The following is a 440-nucleotide window of genomic DNA, read 5'->3' on the forward strand; positions in this document are numbered from 1 at the left end:
CGTCTGGGTAACGAAGGCAACGGCGGCGAGTTCCAGCTCTCCAAGGCCTTCAAGGGCGAGAACGGCGCCATCTGGGACGTCAACGTGATGATCGACCACTGGGGCGACGAAGTTAACCTGAAAAAAGCCTACGCGGGGGTGACCAACATTCTGGAATCCAACCCGAACGCCTATATCTGGGCGGGGCGTGACTTCCATCAGCGTCCGCAGCAGGGCATCAACGACTACTTCTGGATGAACCACGACGGCCAGGGCGCCGGGGTAAAGAACTTCGACATCGGCGGCGTGCAGTTTGACGTGGCCACCGTGGCGGCGGTCGAATCCTGCAGCCCGGAAGTGATGGACGATGAGGCCAACCCGTCGCGCATCACCTGTACCGGCGGCTCCGGCACCGGGGACAAGGGCAACTACGCGGCCACCTCCAAAATTCACGGCATGAA

1 protein-coding gene is annotated in these 440 nt (G+C 61.6%); it reads left to right on the forward strand.

Annotated elements, in window-relative coordinates:
- Nucleotides 1-440: carbohydrate porin (locus FFB58_RS22810; protein WP_138371072.1), on the forward strand; the 440-nt coding region annotated here is incomplete at both ends.

The sequence above is a fragment of the Enterobacter sp. MF024 genome, from assembly GCF_005843915.1.
GTDB lineage: Bacteria > Pseudomonadota > Gammaproteobacteria > Enterobacterales > Enterobacteriaceae > Enterobacter > Enterobacter barmai.